This is a genomic window from Aminobacterium mobile DSM 12262, assembly GCF_000526395.1.
Classification (GTDB): domain Bacteria; phylum Synergistota; class Synergistia; order Synergistales; family Aminobacteriaceae; genus Aminobacterium; species Aminobacterium mobile.
Genome location: NZ_JAFZ01000003.1, coordinates 57,980 through 74,051, shown reverse-complemented (window position 1 = coordinate 74,051; position 16,072 = coordinate 57,980). Strand labels below are relative to the sequence as shown.

The window sequence follows — 16,072 nt, the reverse complement described above, 5'->3', positions numbered from 1 at the left end:
TTATATACAAGAAAGAGAAATATATCTCATTCTTTTACTATAAAAAGCTAAAAAGTTGTCTCTCGCGTTTCTGATATGATGAACTTCTTTAAAGTTGAGATAGATCTAAGTTGGGCACTTAAAAACGCAATAAACTACATGTTCTTAGAATTTTATATAGGTATTTTCTTTTTACGTTAGAGTACAGGTTCTATTAAATTTTTTGTCCATAATAGACATATTTAACTGCGAACCATGCGGAGTTTCCAATAAAAAACCTCTTCGTGCATCTCCCGACTCGAAAATAAGGTTGCGTCAAAAAGTTGTCGGGAGATATCCAACTAGTATTTTCACTAAAAATATTTCTGCATAGCCTTAGGGAAGAAGAACTCTTCCCTTTGTTTTGTATTGCACAAAAACTAAAAATAAGGAGGGACTTTAAATGCGCTTCTGTAATTGGTTTGCAGGTGTTTTATGGGGTTGGCCAATGATGATCCTTATTTTCTCATGCGGTCTTATTTTTAGTATTCGAACAGGTTTTTTCCAAATTACTCATTTGGGATATATCCTGAATAACACGCTAGGCAAGGTATTCCGGAAAGAAACTAATCGAGGCGAAGGAGTTATGACGCCATGGCAGGCTGTTTCTACTGCCCTCGCGGGAACTGTCGGAAATGGCAATATCGCCGGAGTAGCAACCGCTATCGCCATGGGAGGACCAGGCGCTATTTTCTGGATGTGGATTGTCGCTTTCTTTGGAATGATGACAAAAATGGTAGAGGTCTCACTTGCCGTAGAATATAGAGAAAAAGATAGTCAGGGAAATTACTATGGCGGCCCTATGTACTATATAGAGAAAGGCCTGGGCCCTAAATGGAAACCTTTAGCGAAATTCTTTGCAGCGATGATGGTTTTAGGAGCTCTTGGTACTGCTGTATGGGTTCAACCCCACACAATGGGCATGGCCATGCGCGAGGCTTTTAATATTCCACCAATATGGACAGCTACTGTTGCAGTGTTACTAACAGCTCTTGTTATTATAGGCGGTTTTAAACGAATAGGTGTTTTTTGTGAAAAACTTATGCCTTTTATGTGCTTATTTTATATAATCGCTTCTCTCGTTATTATAATAGCCAATATTACGGCTCTTCCCAATGCACTCGTTCTCATTTTCAAAGATGCTTTTAGCCCTACTCCGGCAATAGGCGGATTTGCAGGGTCTGCTATCTTACTAACAATGAAAAGAGGAATGTCTCGAGGCATGTTCTCTAACGAGGCTGGCATGGGCTCCGCCCCAATGGTTCATGCTACAGCCATAACAGACCATCCTATACGACAAGGCCTATTCGGAGCCTTTGAGGTTTTTATAGATACAATCGTCATTTGCACTATGACAGCTCTCGTTATTCTTGTTGCAGCTCCGAACATTTGGCACAGTGGTTTAAATGGAGTGGAACTAACGTTTTCGGCCTTCCAGCAATTTTACGGGAAATGGGGAACAGGAATAGTAGCAATAGGAGTCTTACTTGCGGCATTTTCTACAATGGTGGGATACTATATAGAATATGAAACATCTGTAGTTTATCTTTTCGGGCAAAAGGCAGTGCGTTTTTTCCGATGGATATATTTGATTCCTCCTTTCATTGCAGTGAGCTTATCTGTAGAGTTTGTGTGGACAATAGTAGATATTTCCACAGGGATAGAGGGCCTTCCGAATATGCTCGCCCTTCTATTGCTCAGTGGGAAATTTGTACAGTTGTTTAATGACTACAAAAAGGGACATATGTAACTTATTTCCTTCATTACATACTGTAGCTTTCTGACATCGACGATGTGGCAGCTGTTATAGTTATAAGGAAAGATATTAAAAAGAGAGCCCTTAGATACTGTTCAGCACTCCAAAAGTTGGACAGAAAATCTAGCATTTAAAAGTGCCCCTCATAAACAAACAGGGCTCTCTTTACTTCAAATAGAAATAATTAATTGCTTCGCAAAAGGCGTCTACCTATAAAAGAGACTTCATTTCCATAAGGTTCTTTTTAAAGAGAGCTATTGTATCCAGAAGAGGCTGAGAAGTCGTCATGTCTACCCCTGCTTCATTGAGGATATTTAAAGAATAAGCGGAACGCCCCTTCTTCAAAAACTCAATATATTGACGCTGAGCGTCCTTTCCTTCTCTTAAAATCTTTTGAGAAAGGGATGTAGCGGCAGCATAACCTGTTACATACTTATAAACATAAAATGCGCTATAAAAATGAGGAATTCTGGCCCATTCAATATCAATAAGGTGATCCACACTAATATGAGAACCGTAATAAGCCTCATTTAATTCATGCCATATATTTGAAAGACGATCAGCCGTAAGAGGTTCTCCCTTTTCCATCATGCTATGGGTCATTTTTTCAAAATCAGCAAACATCGCCTGCCGATAAACGGTGGTCCTGATCTGTTCAAGGGAATAATTCAAAAGGTAGAGTCGCTCAGCATCTTTCCGGGAGTTTTTAAGAAGGAATTGAAGAAGCAGCGCTTCGTTTGTAGTGGAAGCCACCTCTGCTAAAAAAATAGTGTAATCGGCATAAACATAAGGCTGATGCTTATGAGAATACCATGTATGAATGGCGTGCCCCATTTCATGGGCAATCGTAAACATATCATGAATCGTTCCGTTATAGTTTAAAAGAACGTAGGGATGGGTACCATAACTCCCCCAGGAATAAGCTCCCTTTCTCTTCCCCTCGTTTTCGTATACATCAATCCATCCTGACAAAAATCCTTCCTTTAATATAGAAACATACTCTTCGCCTAAAGGTCGGAGGCCATCTAGAACCACATTACATGCCTCTTCATAAGAAATTTCCTTTTGAGGTTCATCTACCAAAGGAACGTAGAGATCACACATAGCCAGCTCAGGGAGAGCCAGAACCTCTTTTCTCAACTGTACATATTCGTGAAGAGGTTCAAGATTGTCTCGAACTGTATCTACAACCATATCGTACACAGACGGAGAAATATTCTCTGGATGAAGAGCTGCCTCAAGACTACTGTTATATTTTCTGGATCGGGAGTAGAAAATATCCCCCTTTACGCTCGCCCCATACATGGCAGCTAAGCTGTTCTGATATTGGTCATAGGTACGAAATAACCCCTCATACGCCTCATGACGAACGTTACGATTCTGAGAACGGATAAGGCGAATATATCGCTCCTCGCTTAGCTCTATTGCATTCCCATCCTCATCAGTTACGGTAGGAAATTTTATATCGGCGTTCGTAAAAAGAGAGAAGATGTTCTCTGGAGCTCGGGCTATTTCCCCAGATCTCGCTAACAGCTCTTCTTCCACTGAGGAAAGAGTGTGAGGCCGGGAGCGCATGAGATCTTCGAAAAAGAAGCGATATATTTGAAGCTCCTTCTCCTCTTCCATAAATTCTCGAATCTTTATTTCGTCCATCTCCAAGATTTCTGGCGTATAAAAGGAAACAGCGGCAGAAAGTTTTACAAGCAAGAGCTCTGCCCGCTCTGCCAAGGCTTGAGCAGCTTTATTCGCCATATCTTCATGGCTTCTCATCACAGCATAAGCATAGAGCTTACCCATAATAATTTCTGCATCCTCCATAAGGCGGAGACCTCCTAAAAGGGTAGATGCAGAGAGATGTAAAGCACCGCGGAACTCACTAAATCGAGGGAGCATTTCTTCTAGATGATAAAAATCTTTTTCCCAAGACTCTGAAGAAGAGTAAATATCTTCAAGTTTCCATAGATACCGCCTATCTATCTCGTCTCTTCTAGGAAGACTCCCTATAGGTAACACCCCATCATTTGAAGGATCTTTTTTCATAAATGGAACGTTCTTTGTTAACCCCATCACCATTAAAAACTACCTCCTGTTAATAGAAACTATCGTAAATAATAACAAGGTTATTTAAGAAACATAAGCCTGCGGATAGAGGGCCGCAGGCTTGCGTAGCAAGACATATTTCTTTCACTTTACTTAAAAAACTTTTTCCCTAAAACATATGCCTCTCCTAAATCTTTACCTAATGAATAATAATGACGAAACTTGGGTGTAAAAATAATGGGCTTTACCTTTATGGGATCCGGATAATTCTCATCTGTTAAACATCCTTCAGAAACCAAAGTATTGACAATCTCTCCAATAAGCATGACATGAGAACCTAACTCTATAGTCTGTAACAAGCGACACTCCATAGAAACAGGAAACTCTTCCACATAGGGAGCATTTACCTTTTCTCCATGTATAGGGGTTAGGTTTGTGACTTCAAACTTATCCTGCTCCCGGCCAGAAACGATCCCACAATAATCTGATTCACTTACATATTCTTCTGACGGAATATTGACTGTAAAGGCTTTTCGCTCAAGAATATTTTTATAGCTGTATCGGCTCTTTTGTAGAGATACATTGATACATGGGGGAATAGAACAGCAAATCCCTCCCCATGCTGCTGTCATAATATTCGACTTGCCATTTTCATCGTAATTCCCGATAATAAGAACTGGAGCCGGGTAGACAGGCATATGAATGCCTATTGATCTTTTCACTTGTTCATTCCTCCTCTCTTCGCCTCAATGAACCGCAATTGTATTTTTAATTATACACTACCTTTTAGAGATGCAAAAAACCACAAAAAATTAATGTCGCAAGGCATTTTAAAGAATAATCTTTTTCAATTACGATTATTTACTTCACATACACATTGATCTAACCAATGCTGACCTATATAATAAACAGCGAAAGGTCAAAATAAGTTAAATTATTAGGAGGTGCGCTTAAATGAGGCGTTCTTTAATGAAAAGGCCGTTGGAAAGGATGTTTCCCTTAAGCCCCTGGGGTCCCAGGATGGAATCCATGATGCACGATATGATGAAAGATTTTGATGATTTTTTCTCTGCATTTCCATGGATGGAAGAGCGGTACTCCCCAGTAGCTGTCCCTCGAAGCGATATATATCGTAAAGATGGTAAATTCATTGCTGAATTTGAGCTTCCTGGCATTGATCCTTCGAAAGTCGACTTAAAAATTTATCCAGACAGGCTTGTCTTGAATGCTGAAAGAAGCGATGAACGGCAGCTGAAAGAAGAAGACTACTTCAGGGCAGAACGATATTATGGAAATATATCTCGAGTGATACATTTTCCAGAAGAAGTGGATCCAGACAGCGCCCATGCGTCGTATAAAAACGGCATTCTCACTATAGAGATTACCGAGAAAAAACATCCTGAAGAGTGCAAAGTTGTTGAGATAAAGAGTGAGGACGCTCATTAAGGGATCGGCGGGTAGGCTTGTGAAAAGGCTTATCCGCCTTTTTTGTCGAAAGGAGTGGGAAAATGCAGTACACAGAACCTGTAGAGCAATTGGATACTCTGACTCGTCATTGCGCTATGGTGTTAAAAAGCATGCAAGAGGAGCTTGAAGCGATTAACTGGTACAACCAGCGAGTTAACGCTACTACTGATGAGGAACTTAAAACATTACTTGGGCACAACAGAGATGAGGAAATAGAACATGCCGCTATGCTTATAGAATGGCTACGTCGCCATATGCCTGGCTGGGACAAAGAATTGCGTCAATATCTTTTCACAAATAAACCCTTACTCCAAATAGAAAAAACCGGGTCAGAGGAATCTGCTAAAAAGATTGAGGCATCTTCAGGAACCCTCAATATAGGCAGTCTTAAGCGATAGAGAATTATTATTAGAGAGAAGGAGGGATTCCACGTGGATATACTTAGAAGGTCAACCGAAATGGTAAGTGCGGAAGCATGGCATGAAATGGATGAACAAGCTAAACGAATTCTTGAAACTCGCCTTTCTGCCCGGAAGTTCGTAGACATAACAGGGCCTAAAGGATGGGACTATGCAGCCCATTCTTGCGGCAGGCTGGAGATACAAAAGGAACAGCCCCCAAAAGGTGTAATGTACGGAATCCACGAAGTCTTACCTCTTATAGAAGCACGAGCTGTCTTTGACCTTGACCTTTGGGAGCTCGACAACATTACCCGGGGCTTAAAAAATCCCGACCTCACCCCTCTTGAAGAAGCTACGAAACACATTGCTGATTTTGAGGAAAAAACCATTTATACCGGCCTTCCATCTGCAAAAATAGAAGGTCTCTTACAAGCTGGACATGGCCGTTCTCTCGCTATAAAAACGCCTTCCGCAACAGGAATACTTGAAACTGTAAGCCAAGGGCTTTATCGCTTCCAAGAGGATGGCGTATCAGGTCCTTATGCTCTTGTAGCTTCTCCAGTTTTTTGGCAAAAGCTTCACTCTGCTACCGAGTGTTACCCGCTAGCTAAAAACCTGAAGGATCTTCTAGGTGGACCTGTCATTCTCTCTTCTCACGATAAAGGATCTTTTCTCGTCTCCATTCGAGGCGGAGATATGGAGCTTATAGTGGGACAAGATTTTTCCTTGGGCTATATTGGAAATGAAGGGCAAAAAGGGACTTTCTTCCTTACTGAATCCTTTACTTTCAGAGTTATTAACCCAGAGGCGATTATTCTTCTTACTACTTCATAGATTAGAATACGGTTCCCTGGTATAATATACATAGAATTTTAATGAGGGAGGTTACTCATATGAGTTCATCGAAAACAACGCAAAACTTAGCAGCAGCCTTTGCAGGAGAATCCCAAGCAAATAGGAAATATCTAGCCTTTGCCGAGCAGGCAGAAAAAGAGGGATATCCTAAAATTGCGAAGCTGTTTCGAACCATCGCAGAAGCAGAAACTCTTCACGCCTTGAGTCATTTTAAAACTATGGGCGGGGTAGAAAGCACCCAAGAGAACCTTCAGGCAGCTCTTGAAGGAGAGACTTATGAATTCACAGAAATGTACCCTGCTTTTATTAAAGATGCTCAAGCTGACGGACAAAAAGAGGCTCTCCGCTTTTTCAATTTTGCTAACGAAGCAGAAAAAGTTCATGGGAACCTTTATAAGCACGCTTTAGAAAACATGAAAAAAGGAGAGGATGGAGATTTTTATCTCTGTCCAATCTGTGGTTATGTTCAAGAAGGATCTGCTCCAGATACGTGCCCCATTTGTGGCGCTAGCGCAAAAGTTTTCAAAACCATCGAATAAAAAGCGCATGACAAAAAGGGGGGGATACCCCCTTTTTTGTCTCTAGTATTGGGACACTCCTCTCCCCTATTTCTTCGTATGAATGAGAAATCATATATGAGTCATATATGAAGGGAGGATTCTATATGAAAATACTGACCAGAGAAAACTTAAAGAGTCTTGTAGAAAAAGGTCAGGGGCCGTGTTTATCTCTCTATATGGGGAACCCTGCTATTGGTGAGCCTCGGCAGGGGCAAATCCGTTTCAAATCCATGCTTCAAAATGGAGAGCAACGCCTTAAGGAACTTGGCATGAAAGAACAAGATGCTCGAGCCTTCCTCAATCCCGCAAGAGAGCTTCTTGCCAACTCTCTCTTTTGGCAAAATTTGAACGAAGGACTCGCCCTTTTTTTATCTCCAGACATCTTTCTTACTTTTAATCAACCCATAAAATTTCACGATGTTATTGTGACCTCTGACCACTTTCACATAAAACCCCTTTTCCCGCTTCTCGGAAGAGAGGGACGATTTTATGTCCTTGGGATCAGCCAAAAAGGTATCAGACTCATAGAGGGAACCCGCTTTAGTGCTGCTAGAGAAGTAGATGTTGAGAGCTTACCTCAGGATATAATAGAAGCCCTCGGATTCGATACTCCGGAACGTCAGTTCCAATATCATGCTGTTACTCCCGATCAACCTGGTGGGAAAGGATATATTATGCATAGCCAAGGATGGGGAGCGGAAGTAGAGAAAAAATATATACTAAAATTTTTTCAAAAAATAGATAAGGGGATCAGCGATCTCCTTGGAGAAGGACAAGCTCCATTGGTCCTCGCTGGTGTTGATTTCCTCTTACCTCTCTATAAAGAGGCTAATACATATCCTTGCCTCATGGATGAAGGCATTAACGGGAATCCTGACCTTTTGAGCCCTCAAGAATTAGGCGAGAAAGGGTGGGAAATAGTTCATCCTTTCTTTAAAAAAGAGGAACAAAAGTTTGCCGAGTTATATATAGAAATGAAGGGTACTGGGAAAACATCTACAGATGTAGAAGAAACGGCTGCGGCAGCATATATAGGGAAAATAGATACTGTCTTCGTTGCTTTAGGGAATCATATTTGGGGATCTTTTGATGAAAAGGCTGTAAAAGCCACTATTCATGAAGAGAAAAAAGTCGAAGATATTGACCTCCTTGATTTTATAGCAACTCATTCCCTTCTTCGTGGCGGCCGCGTCTATGTTCTTCCTGCAGAGAACATTCCCGACAAGGGAAATGTAGCTGCTCTTTTCCGATTCTGATCTCTCTCAGGCGGGGTCTTGCAAGGCCCCGCCTTTTTTAGATTTGCAGATTGCCCTATTGTATTTACCTACAAAAAGCATATAATCCGCTTAAGAAGAACCCACGATAAAACAGGCGATTAAAAACCGCTTTGAGGAGGGAAAAATGAGCCAATAGGCTTTATAAAAACGCCAAATGTTATCAGCGAGAAACCTCCCTTTGCGGGGAAAAGGGGAAATATTTTATTGTTATCGGGGGTTAAAAAATGGAATACATCTTTGGAGAAGAACGTGAAAATCCTTTACCGAATTTTTCAAACGGTAAAGATGTGGAAAAGATAGGAGTTACTTATAATCTACGCTGTGAAGCGAAAGATCATGAACCTGATGATCTCTACGAGGAATATGACAGCCTGGAAACCATTGAATCCATTGCTAAAGAACTTGGAGAGTATGGTTTTCAGGTTTTTTTGTTTGAACAGAACGACACTCTCATACAAAAACTACTCTCTGTTAAGCCCGATTTTGTTTTGAATCTAACAGAAGGACGGGGTACCTCTCGAGGCAGAGAATCACAGATTCCGTGTATTCTTGAAAGTTTGGAGATTCCTTTCAGCGGATCCGACTCTGTATCGTTAGGTCTCTCCCTAGATAAAGTACTTACGAGTGGACTTCTTGCAAGCGCGGGTTTACCCGTTCCAGAGAATAGGGTATTTAAAAGGCCTGTTGATTTCAATAATTTGGGAGTCCTTTTCAAGCACCACAGGCAATATATTATAAAGCCTCGTTGGGAAGGATCCTCAAAAGGAATATTCCATGATTCTATTGTGGACTCTTCAGAGCAGCTTGTTGACAGGGTTCAGAGGATATGGAACCTATATAAGCAACCCGCTGTCGTCGAAGAGTACCTCCCCGGCATAGAAATCACTGCTGGAGTGGCTGGAAACATAAAGCCAGAGTGTATTGGGATGATGTCTATTACTCCCAAAGAAGAGACTGCAATGTTTCTCTACTCTCTTGAAGAGAAGAGAAACTATATAGAAAGAATTCAATATAACGGTCCCGATACCCTCGGGCCTATGCTAAGGAAGGACATTGCCAAGCTGGCAGTTCGCGCTTTCGAAGCCTTGGAGCTGCGGGATATTGCACGTATTGATTTTCGGCTTGATGAGAAAGATAAACCTCATATTATCGATATCAATCCCCTGCCTGGGTTGTCACCTGCGTATAGTGACCTTCCTATCCTTTATCGCCTCAGCGGAGGAGAATATTCAGATCTTCTTCGAATCATCCTCCGCGAGGCCTTCTCCAGATATGGACTCGACACATCCAGGCTGGAAGAACCCCTCTGTGCCGAAAAGAGGGACTAATCATGCATAGCGTCGAACAGAATATCGAGCCTCCCAGTACCACCCTGCGGCTTCTTATAGCCGCAGCAAAAGAAAAAACAGAGCGCCAAGATCTTCTTGACAGCCTTATATGCCGAGAAGAGGTAGGATGTGCTTTAACGTCGAGGGGCTACTCTGTAGTCGATCTCGATGTTACTCCTCATGGCTTGGATAATCCTTCCTCCCTGTTTTTACGAGTAGCAAACTTTCAAGATGTGTGTATCTTTAATCTTTTTGAAGGTTTTGGCTCCCAGCCTTGTCAAGAAGCAGATTTTTGCGAGCTTCTTGAAAAAAAAGGCATCCCTTTTACCGGAAACCCTTCACATGTCCTTCGCCTTTGTCTCGACAAATGGGCTTTGAAACTGCGTCTACGCCAAGAAGGTATTTCCGTCCCGTGGGGGATATGCATTACCTCTTCCTATTCCTCCATATCTATGGGCAAAAAAAAATGGCCCTTCCCTCTATTTATTAAGCCCTCTAGAGAAGATGGGAGCGTAGGTATCGACGAAACCTCTCTCGTCCAAAACTATGAGGAGTTACAAGAGCAATTTCAAAAGAAATTGCCCCAATTCCCAGATGGCCTGCTTGTAGAAGAGTTTTTAGGTGGATCTGAGTATAGCATCGCTTTTCTAGGAAATGATCCTTATGAAGTAGTAGGTGTTTCCACCCTTGACTACGATCGCTATCCCGCTCTTACGCCATTTCTTACATACAAGGCGAAATGGGATAAGGAGAGTCCTGACTGGAGACTCTGCCCAGAAGATCTGGAGTTGCCTGCTGCTCAAAAAGAATTAATTATCGGAACAGGCGCCAAGGCAGCAGCTATAGCTGGTTGTAAAGGCTACTTTCGGGTTGATTTACGCGAAAAAGATGGACATTTTTATGTTATTGATGTGAACCCCAACCCGGCTTTAACTCGAGATAGTGGTTTCGCCCGTCAGTATACGAAAGGGGGCAGGTCTTACGAAGATTTGATCTGCCATATAGTCAATCTTGCGTTAAAAGACCATATAAAAGAGGCTAAATCATGAACATAGAAACGTATATTGCTATTGCAGAAGCAACAAAAGCTTTTACACAAGAAGAGCTTTCTGTTCTGCGAGAAGTTCTTACAGAATACGAGTCAACCCCTGCAAAAGACTATATCGTGCTGGAGGAATACAGAGAGGGAGTCTTAGCAGGTTTCCTGATCTACGGACCTACGCCCATGACCCGTTTTGCTTGGGATCTCTACTGGATAGTGGTAAATCCCTGCTTCCAGCGCCAAGGGTTAGGGATTTTTCTAAATTCAAAAATGGAGCAGCAGTTATTAAAACACAATTCTAAGGCTGTTATTCGAGTAGAAACATCTGGTAGAAGCGAATATACCGGGCAACGACATTTCTATATTGGAGCCGGTTACATAGAAAGTGGACGAATCCATGATTTTTACGGGGAGGGTGATGACCTTGTCATCTACACCAAGGAAATTAAAGCCTCGAGATAGTGTGGAAAAAACACCGGCGTCCCTTTCTGACGTCCGCCAATGGACCCGGAAAAATGACCAGGGAAAAAAGAAGATGCCCGCTCTCCGAGATTTACGAAGAGAGGTTAGCGGGGAGCAGTGGAACGATTGGCATTGGCAACTCGCTAATCGCATTACAAGTGTGGAGCAACTAGAGGGACTTATCTCCCTTACAAAAAGCGAACTTTCAACTATAAAAAGAAGCCTGAATGTTTTACGCATGGCTATTACACCTTATTTTGCTTCTCTAATGGACCGGAACGATCCCAACTGTCCTATTAGAAAACAATGTGTCCCCACCTTGCAGGAAACATTGATCTCACAAACAGACCAGAGAGACCCCCTCCATGAAGAAATAGATTCGCCTGTCCCAGGGCTCACTCATCGCTACCCCGACCGGTGCCTGCTTCTTGTTACAGACCAGTGTTCCATGTATTGTCGGCACTGCACCCGACGACGTTTTGCCGGGCAAACAGACCATCCTCGAAGCCATGAAGAAATAGAAGCCTGTATCGACTACATTCGAAAAACTCCTGTTATTCGGGATGTTCTTATTTCAGGCGGCGACCCTCTTACTCTTTCTGACCAACAGCTTGAATCTATATTGGAGGAAATCCGCGCCATTCCTCATGTTGAGATTATACGAATCGGCACTCGAGTCCCTGTAGTTATGCCCATGAGGATCACCGATGACCTATGTAACATGCTCAAAAAATATCATCCTTTGTGGATGAATATTCAGTTCAATCATCCTAAGGAAATTACCCCAGAATCATCAGAAGCCTGTCGCAAACTTGCAGATGCAGGCATTCCTCTGGGGAATCAATCAGTACTCCTCAAAGAGATCAATGACTGCCCCTACATTTTCAGAGAACTAAATCAACAACTTTTAAAGCTTCGTGTTCGGCCATACTACATATACCAATGTGATCTCTCACAAGGAATAGAACACTTCAGAACGTCCATAGGGAAAGGCATTGAAATTATGGAATTCTTACGGGGTCACACTTCAGGTATGGCTGTACCCACATTTGTAGTAGACGCTCCTGGCGGCGGAGGGAAAATTCCGGTGATGCCAAACTATGTTGTCTCCTGTTCAGATCGGAAAACCATCCTCAGGAATTTTGAGGGAGTTCTTACAGTCTATACAGAACCAGATGACAACCAAAGTAAATGTGGTGGACACTGCACTGCTATTTGCAATCACCAAAAAGAACTTTCTTCGGGAGGAGTTGCAGCTCTTTTTGAAAAAGAAGGGGCTTCGATGGAACCTGAAAACCTTCCTCGGAAAAAACGAAGTCAAAAGTGGCCCTCTGCTGAGAAAGGCAGATAAGAGAACGTTTAAAGGGGGGCCCCTTCACAAGCAAGCCCCCCTTTTTTATCTATTGGCAACTTTCTTCTCTCGAAAAATTTCCTTAAAAAACATGGGTAAAGCCAAAAGCGGAAGAGCCGCTATAACAAGCATAGTAGATGTAATGCCGAAAATATCTCCGATCTTTCCAAGAGGCCCAGTTAATAAATTGGCCAACCCCCACGAAAGCCCCATAACAATGGAACTTGCCATGCCGCGGGAATTAGGAACCTGCTCTTGAGCTACAGCTGCAGTAATAGGCATACTGGAATTAATAACAGACGTCCCAATAATATAAAGCAATATAGAAGCACCCCCCGATATAAAAGCAGCAGGAATCATGAGCAGAGGCCCAGCTATAAGGACAAAAATAAGAACACGAACCTTACCAAATCGATCAGAGAGCTTCCCGCTTATCAACATCCCCAACGTGCTAAAAAGCATGACTAGAAAGAGAATCGTCCCCACAGCGCTAATATCGCCGCCTTCTGCCGAAATGCGGATGGGTAGAAAGAAACGGATCCCCTGGCTTGTAGCGTCGCGAGCTACAGACACAGCCCAAACAGGGTAAATAATAGAAAAAACGGAAGCCAGAGAACGAAAGAGGCCCTTTTCAACCTTTGGGAAGGCTATTCCTTCCTGACTCAACACTGGCATATATCGATAAATAGCGAAAGCTACAATCAAAACAGGAATTATTGCTACATACGGTATCTTTTCAATTCCGACAAGTTTTGCCAGCGCCACGGCAAAAAGAGGACTTACCGTTACTCCTATATTTCCGGCCACACTAAAAATAGCCAACGAAGCTGTGAGCTTTTCTTGAGGCACTACATGTCCTACGCCACCATGCCCTTGAGGATGAAAAGTGGCGCTCCCTATCCCCCATATCCCTACGAAAAGAAGAGCCATACCATAGGTTGGGGAACTGGGAAGAAATGTAGCTCCCAAACAGGTGAGAATAGGACCAACCATCACAAGATATGAACGAGCTGTTCTATCTGATACATAGCCCAATAGGGGTTGAAGCAATATGTGCATAATTCCTACCACCGAATTCAACAACCCCGCCTGAGCCATAGTAATGCCAAGTCGAGAAATAATGGTAGGAACAAAAGTAGGAAGAAACGCCGCATAGAGATCATTGAAAAAGTGACCTATCGATAAGAGAGACAATTTAAATGTAGATCCATTTTCTACCGTAGTTGCTGTTCTTTCACACATCACGTACGCCCCCTGGGTAATATAACTTCCTTATATCGTAACATGATTAACTCAAAAAGCGAATATCCTATTTCATTTTTCATACTTCCAGAAAAATGCTAGCCATATACATGGTGGGGTTACACTTGTTGAAAGAACCCGATGGCGAACATGGGGAGGGATCATAATCCAATCTCCTCTTTCAAGGACCCTTTTGCTTCCATCCTCCCACTGAAGAACACCCTGTCCTTCAAGGACACACACCCACTCCATCTCTTCCTGATCGTACCAAAATCCTTCTGGGGAAGCCTGCCCCATAGAAAGGATGCGCTCTATTCGCACATTCCCCTGAGAAGAAAGGAGTTCTATCACCTCTTCCTCAAGAGTTGCTGTCTGCTGATTATAAAGATTTACATTTCCTTCCATTTACTCACCTCCTTGAGTCTTATAATACACGAAAGGCGGAACCTATTTCGGTTCCGCCTTTCGCAATGGAGCCATGAAAAACATGGTCATGGCCATAAACCCCCAAAGCCATTTTCTCCATTAGAGCAGTAACGAGGTGATGCTCAAGGCCTTCTTGAACTACAAGAACTAAATGTTATTTCTTTTTGTTGTTATTGTACTTCGTTATAAGATCCCAGTTCAGTTGCCACCAAGTTTTTTCTGTTTTTTCCATACATTCGTTCGTAAATTTTGTTACATATTCTTGAGCCTTGGCTGGGTCTTTCTTGGCGAGTTCCAACGCTTTTTTATCTATTTCCAAAACCTGTTTAGCAAATCCCTGCTCTAAAGGATCTCGCACAGCTTTTAAATCCTCCATGGCTTCCTGGTAACGGCGATTTACAAGATCGTCAGCCAGAATAAACGCCCATTGTGCAGAGTTGAGGCTGAAAGCGTTACGATCGAACGTTCTCCAACTTTCCCTTGTCTCAAGAACGCCCGAATAAATAGGAACGTAGCATGTGGTATGGGGGTTGTCATAACCAAACCAGAGAACCGTTCTTACAGGAGCAGGATAGCCGGGGCGAACCTGTGAGACAAAGCTATATGCGCAATCCCACTTTGATATAGGTCTGCTATAAGGTATGTTGAGAAGGTTCCGAATATCCTTTGTAACAAAGGGCGTAGCGAGAGGGCTCTTCACCATATTGTCGCCTTCACGGACATACCATGCTTTGTCTGCAGCCATATCGAAAGGAGTCCCTTCCATATGGCCACGAAGCATCGTCATTACATCCTGTACAGAAAGCTTTTTCTGAGGTTTGACAGCAAAGGGATAGCTCATGGTTTCAGCGTAGGGATCCCATTCACGAGTGGGGTCAAGCTGACTGTAGAGGGTGTAGAGGCGGTTGCGGATCCACATGGAAGAAAGAGACCAGTCGTCATTTCCTGTAAGAGGAGAGTAGGCTTCCTGCCAAATAAAGGGTTTTCCGCTATTGGGATCGTACCAACCGTTATCGATGGCCAGCTGCATGTAATCCTTTGAAGCCATGAAATTCTTCTTATCATTCACATTAATTTCCCTAATACGGCTCATATTAGGAACAACTAATACGCAGTCATCGGGTACCCTTTGGGCTACCCATACGGCGCCAGGCTTGCCACTATCAGGGGTCCACATAAATCCAGCACTGCGAATCTCGAACAACCAAGCCTCTTCTGAGTCAGTGATCGTAAGGCTCTCTCCTTCTGTTCCGCAAGAGGGAAGGAATCCATATTTCTCGGCCAGTTCTCCAATGACAGTTATAGCCTCACGAGCTGTTTTCCCTCTCTGAAGGGCAAAAATTTCGAGCTGTTCGATGGTTAACAGAGCCCGAGCATCAGGACGGAAGGTTTTGAGCTCCTCCTTCTGCCCTATGGTGCTTTCTCCTATAGCAACACCATGCTCATTCATGAAAGGGTAACCAACATGGAAGTAGGTGTACGTCTTCTCCACCTGCGGAATCTCGCCTATTTTTACTGGCTCAGAGTCTTCATCCATACCAATATTCCAGAAGACATCAACCTTGCTCCCCTTGGGGAAGGTTTTCCCAGGGATTGTTCGGACTCTTGCATCGTAAAAAGCGCCATCCGCCGTATGAGATGTAATAACAGAGCCATCTGCAGAAGCATCTTTGCCTACTACAATATCAGTGCACGCCCAAGCAGACATTGTCATAAGGACTACTAGCAAACAAGAAAAGACTACCAAAATTCCACGGCGTAACTTTTTCATCTTTACCATCTCCTCCTTTTTCAACGTCGTAAACCTATTGTGGTGCAATCTTAAGTCGAGTCCGTTCTGATACAAA

At 42.9% G+C, this 16,072-nt stretch carries 15 protein-coding genes; 10 read left to right on the top strand and 5 right to left on the bottom strand.

Annotated features, from left to right (window positions below):
- Nucleotides 1-421: 421 nt before the first annotated feature.
- Nucleotides 422-1,768, top strand: coding sequence for an alanine/glycine:cation symporter family protein (locus tag K360_RS0109155; protein ID WP_024822859.1), 1,347 nt, complete (start codon nt 422-424; stop codon nt 1,766-1,768).
- Between the two features lie 216 nt (nt 1,769-1,984).
- Here the strand turns inward: K360_RS0109155 and pepF are convergent, their stop codons facing one another.
- Both pepF and K360_RS0109145 read right to left on the bottom strand, forming a co-directional pair.
- Nucleotides 1,985-3,847: an oligoendopeptidase F gene (gene pepF / locus K360_RS0109150; protein ID WP_245587109.1), complete on the bottom strand. Its 1,863-nt coding sequence runs from the start codon at nt 3,845-3,847 to the stop codon at nt 1,985-1,987.
- A 116-nt stretch (nt 3,848-3,963) separates the two neighbouring features.
- Nucleotides 3,964-4,536, bottom strand: coding sequence for a flavin reductase family protein (locus K360_RS0109145; RefSeq protein WP_024822857.1), 573 nt, complete (start codon nt 4,534-4,536; stop codon nt 3,964-3,966).
- A 232-nt stretch (nt 4,537-4,768) separates the two neighbouring features.
- On the opposite strand from K360_RS0109145, the gene K360_RS0109140 reads away from it, so the two are divergent.
- The 9 genes from K360_RS0109140 to kamA all read left to right on the top strand — a co-directional run bounded on the left by K360_RS0109140 (nt 4,769) and on the right by kamA (nt 12,557).
- Nucleotides 4,769-5,260 (top strand): Hsp20/alpha crystallin family protein, encoded by a 492-nt coding sequence (locus K360_RS0109140; RefSeq protein ID WP_024822856.1) that lies wholly within the window; start codon nt 4,769-4,771, stop codon nt 5,258-5,260.
- 62 nt (nt 5,261-5,322) lie between these two features.
- The gene (locus tag K360_RS0109135; RefSeq protein ID WP_024822855.1) at nt 5,323-5,679 is read left to right on the top strand and encodes an encapsulin-associated ferritin-like protein; all 357 of its coding nucleotides are present in this window, start codon (nt 5,323-5,325) and stop codon (nt 5,677-5,679) included.
- A 33-nt stretch (nt 5,680-5,712) separates the two neighbouring features.
- On the top strand, nt 5,713-6,516 hold the full coding sequence (locus K360_RS0109130) for a family 1 encapsulin nanocompartment shell protein (RefSeq protein WP_024822854.1): 804 nt from the start codon (nt 5,713-5,715) through the stop codon (nt 6,514-6,516).
- Between the two features lie 59 nt (nt 6,517-6,575).
- The gene (locus K360_RS0109125) at nt 6,576-7,076 is read left to right on the top strand and encodes a rubrerythrin family protein (RefSeq protein ID WP_024822853.1); all 501 of its coding nucleotides are present in this window, start codon (nt 6,576-6,578) and stop codon (nt 7,074-7,076) included.
- A gap of 125 nt (nt 7,077-7,201) precedes the next feature.
- Complete coding sequence (locus K360_RS0109120) at nt 7,202-8,353, top strand: baeRF7 domain-containing protein (RefSeq protein ID WP_024822852.1); 1,152 nt, start codon at nt 7,202-7,204, stop codon at nt 8,351-8,353.
- Between the two features lie 245 nt (nt 8,354-8,598).
- Complete coding sequence (locus tag K360_RS0109115; RefSeq protein WP_024822851.1) at nt 8,599-9,702, top strand: D-alanine--D-alanine ligase family protein; 1,104 nt, start codon at nt 8,599-8,601, stop codon at nt 9,700-9,702.
- Between the two features lie 2 nt (nt 9,703-9,704).
- On the top strand, nt 9,705-10,751 hold the full coding sequence (locus tag K360_RS0109110) for a D-alanine--D-alanine ligase family protein (RefSeq protein ID WP_024822850.1): 1,047 nt from the start codon (nt 9,705-9,707) through the stop codon (nt 10,749-10,751).
- Entirely contained in the window at nt 10,748-11,206 is a 459-nt protein-coding gene (locus tag K360_RS0109105; RefSeq protein ID WP_024822849.1) for a GNAT family N-acetyltransferase, read from the top strand. The genes K360_RS0109110 and K360_RS0109105 overlap by 4 nt, the downstream gene beginning before the upstream one ends.
- Entirely contained in the window at nt 11,169-12,557 is a 1,389-nt protein-coding gene (gene kamA / locus K360_RS0109100; protein ID WP_024822848.1) for a lysine 2,3-aminomutase, read from the top strand. The genes K360_RS0109105 and kamA overlap by 38 nt, the downstream gene beginning before the upstream one ends.
- 45 nt (nt 12,558-12,602) lie before the next feature.
- On the opposite strand, the gene K360_RS0109095 is transcribed toward kamA, so the two are convergent.
- The 3 genes from K360_RS0109095 to K360_RS0109080 all read right to left on the bottom strand — a co-directional run bounded on the left by K360_RS0109095 (nt 12,603) and on the right by K360_RS0109080 (nt 15,996).
- Nucleotides 12,603-13,799, bottom strand: a complete 1,197-nt coding sequence (locus tag K360_RS0109095) for an MFS transporter (RefSeq protein WP_024822847.1) — start codon at nt 13,797-13,799, stop codon at nt 12,603-12,605.
- Between the two features lie 72 nt (nt 13,800-13,871).
- Nucleotides 13,872-14,204, bottom strand: a complete 333-nt coding sequence (locus K360_RS0109090; RefSeq protein WP_024822846.1) for a cupin domain-containing protein — start codon at nt 14,202-14,204, stop codon at nt 13,872-13,874.
- A gap of 175 nt (nt 14,205-14,379) precedes the next feature.
- Nucleotides 14,380-15,996: a dipeptidase gene (locus K360_RS0109080; protein ID WP_024822845.1), complete on the bottom strand. Its 1,617-nt coding sequence runs from the start codon at nt 15,994-15,996 to the stop codon at nt 14,380-14,382.
- Nucleotides 15,997-16,072: the final 76 nt, after the last annotated feature.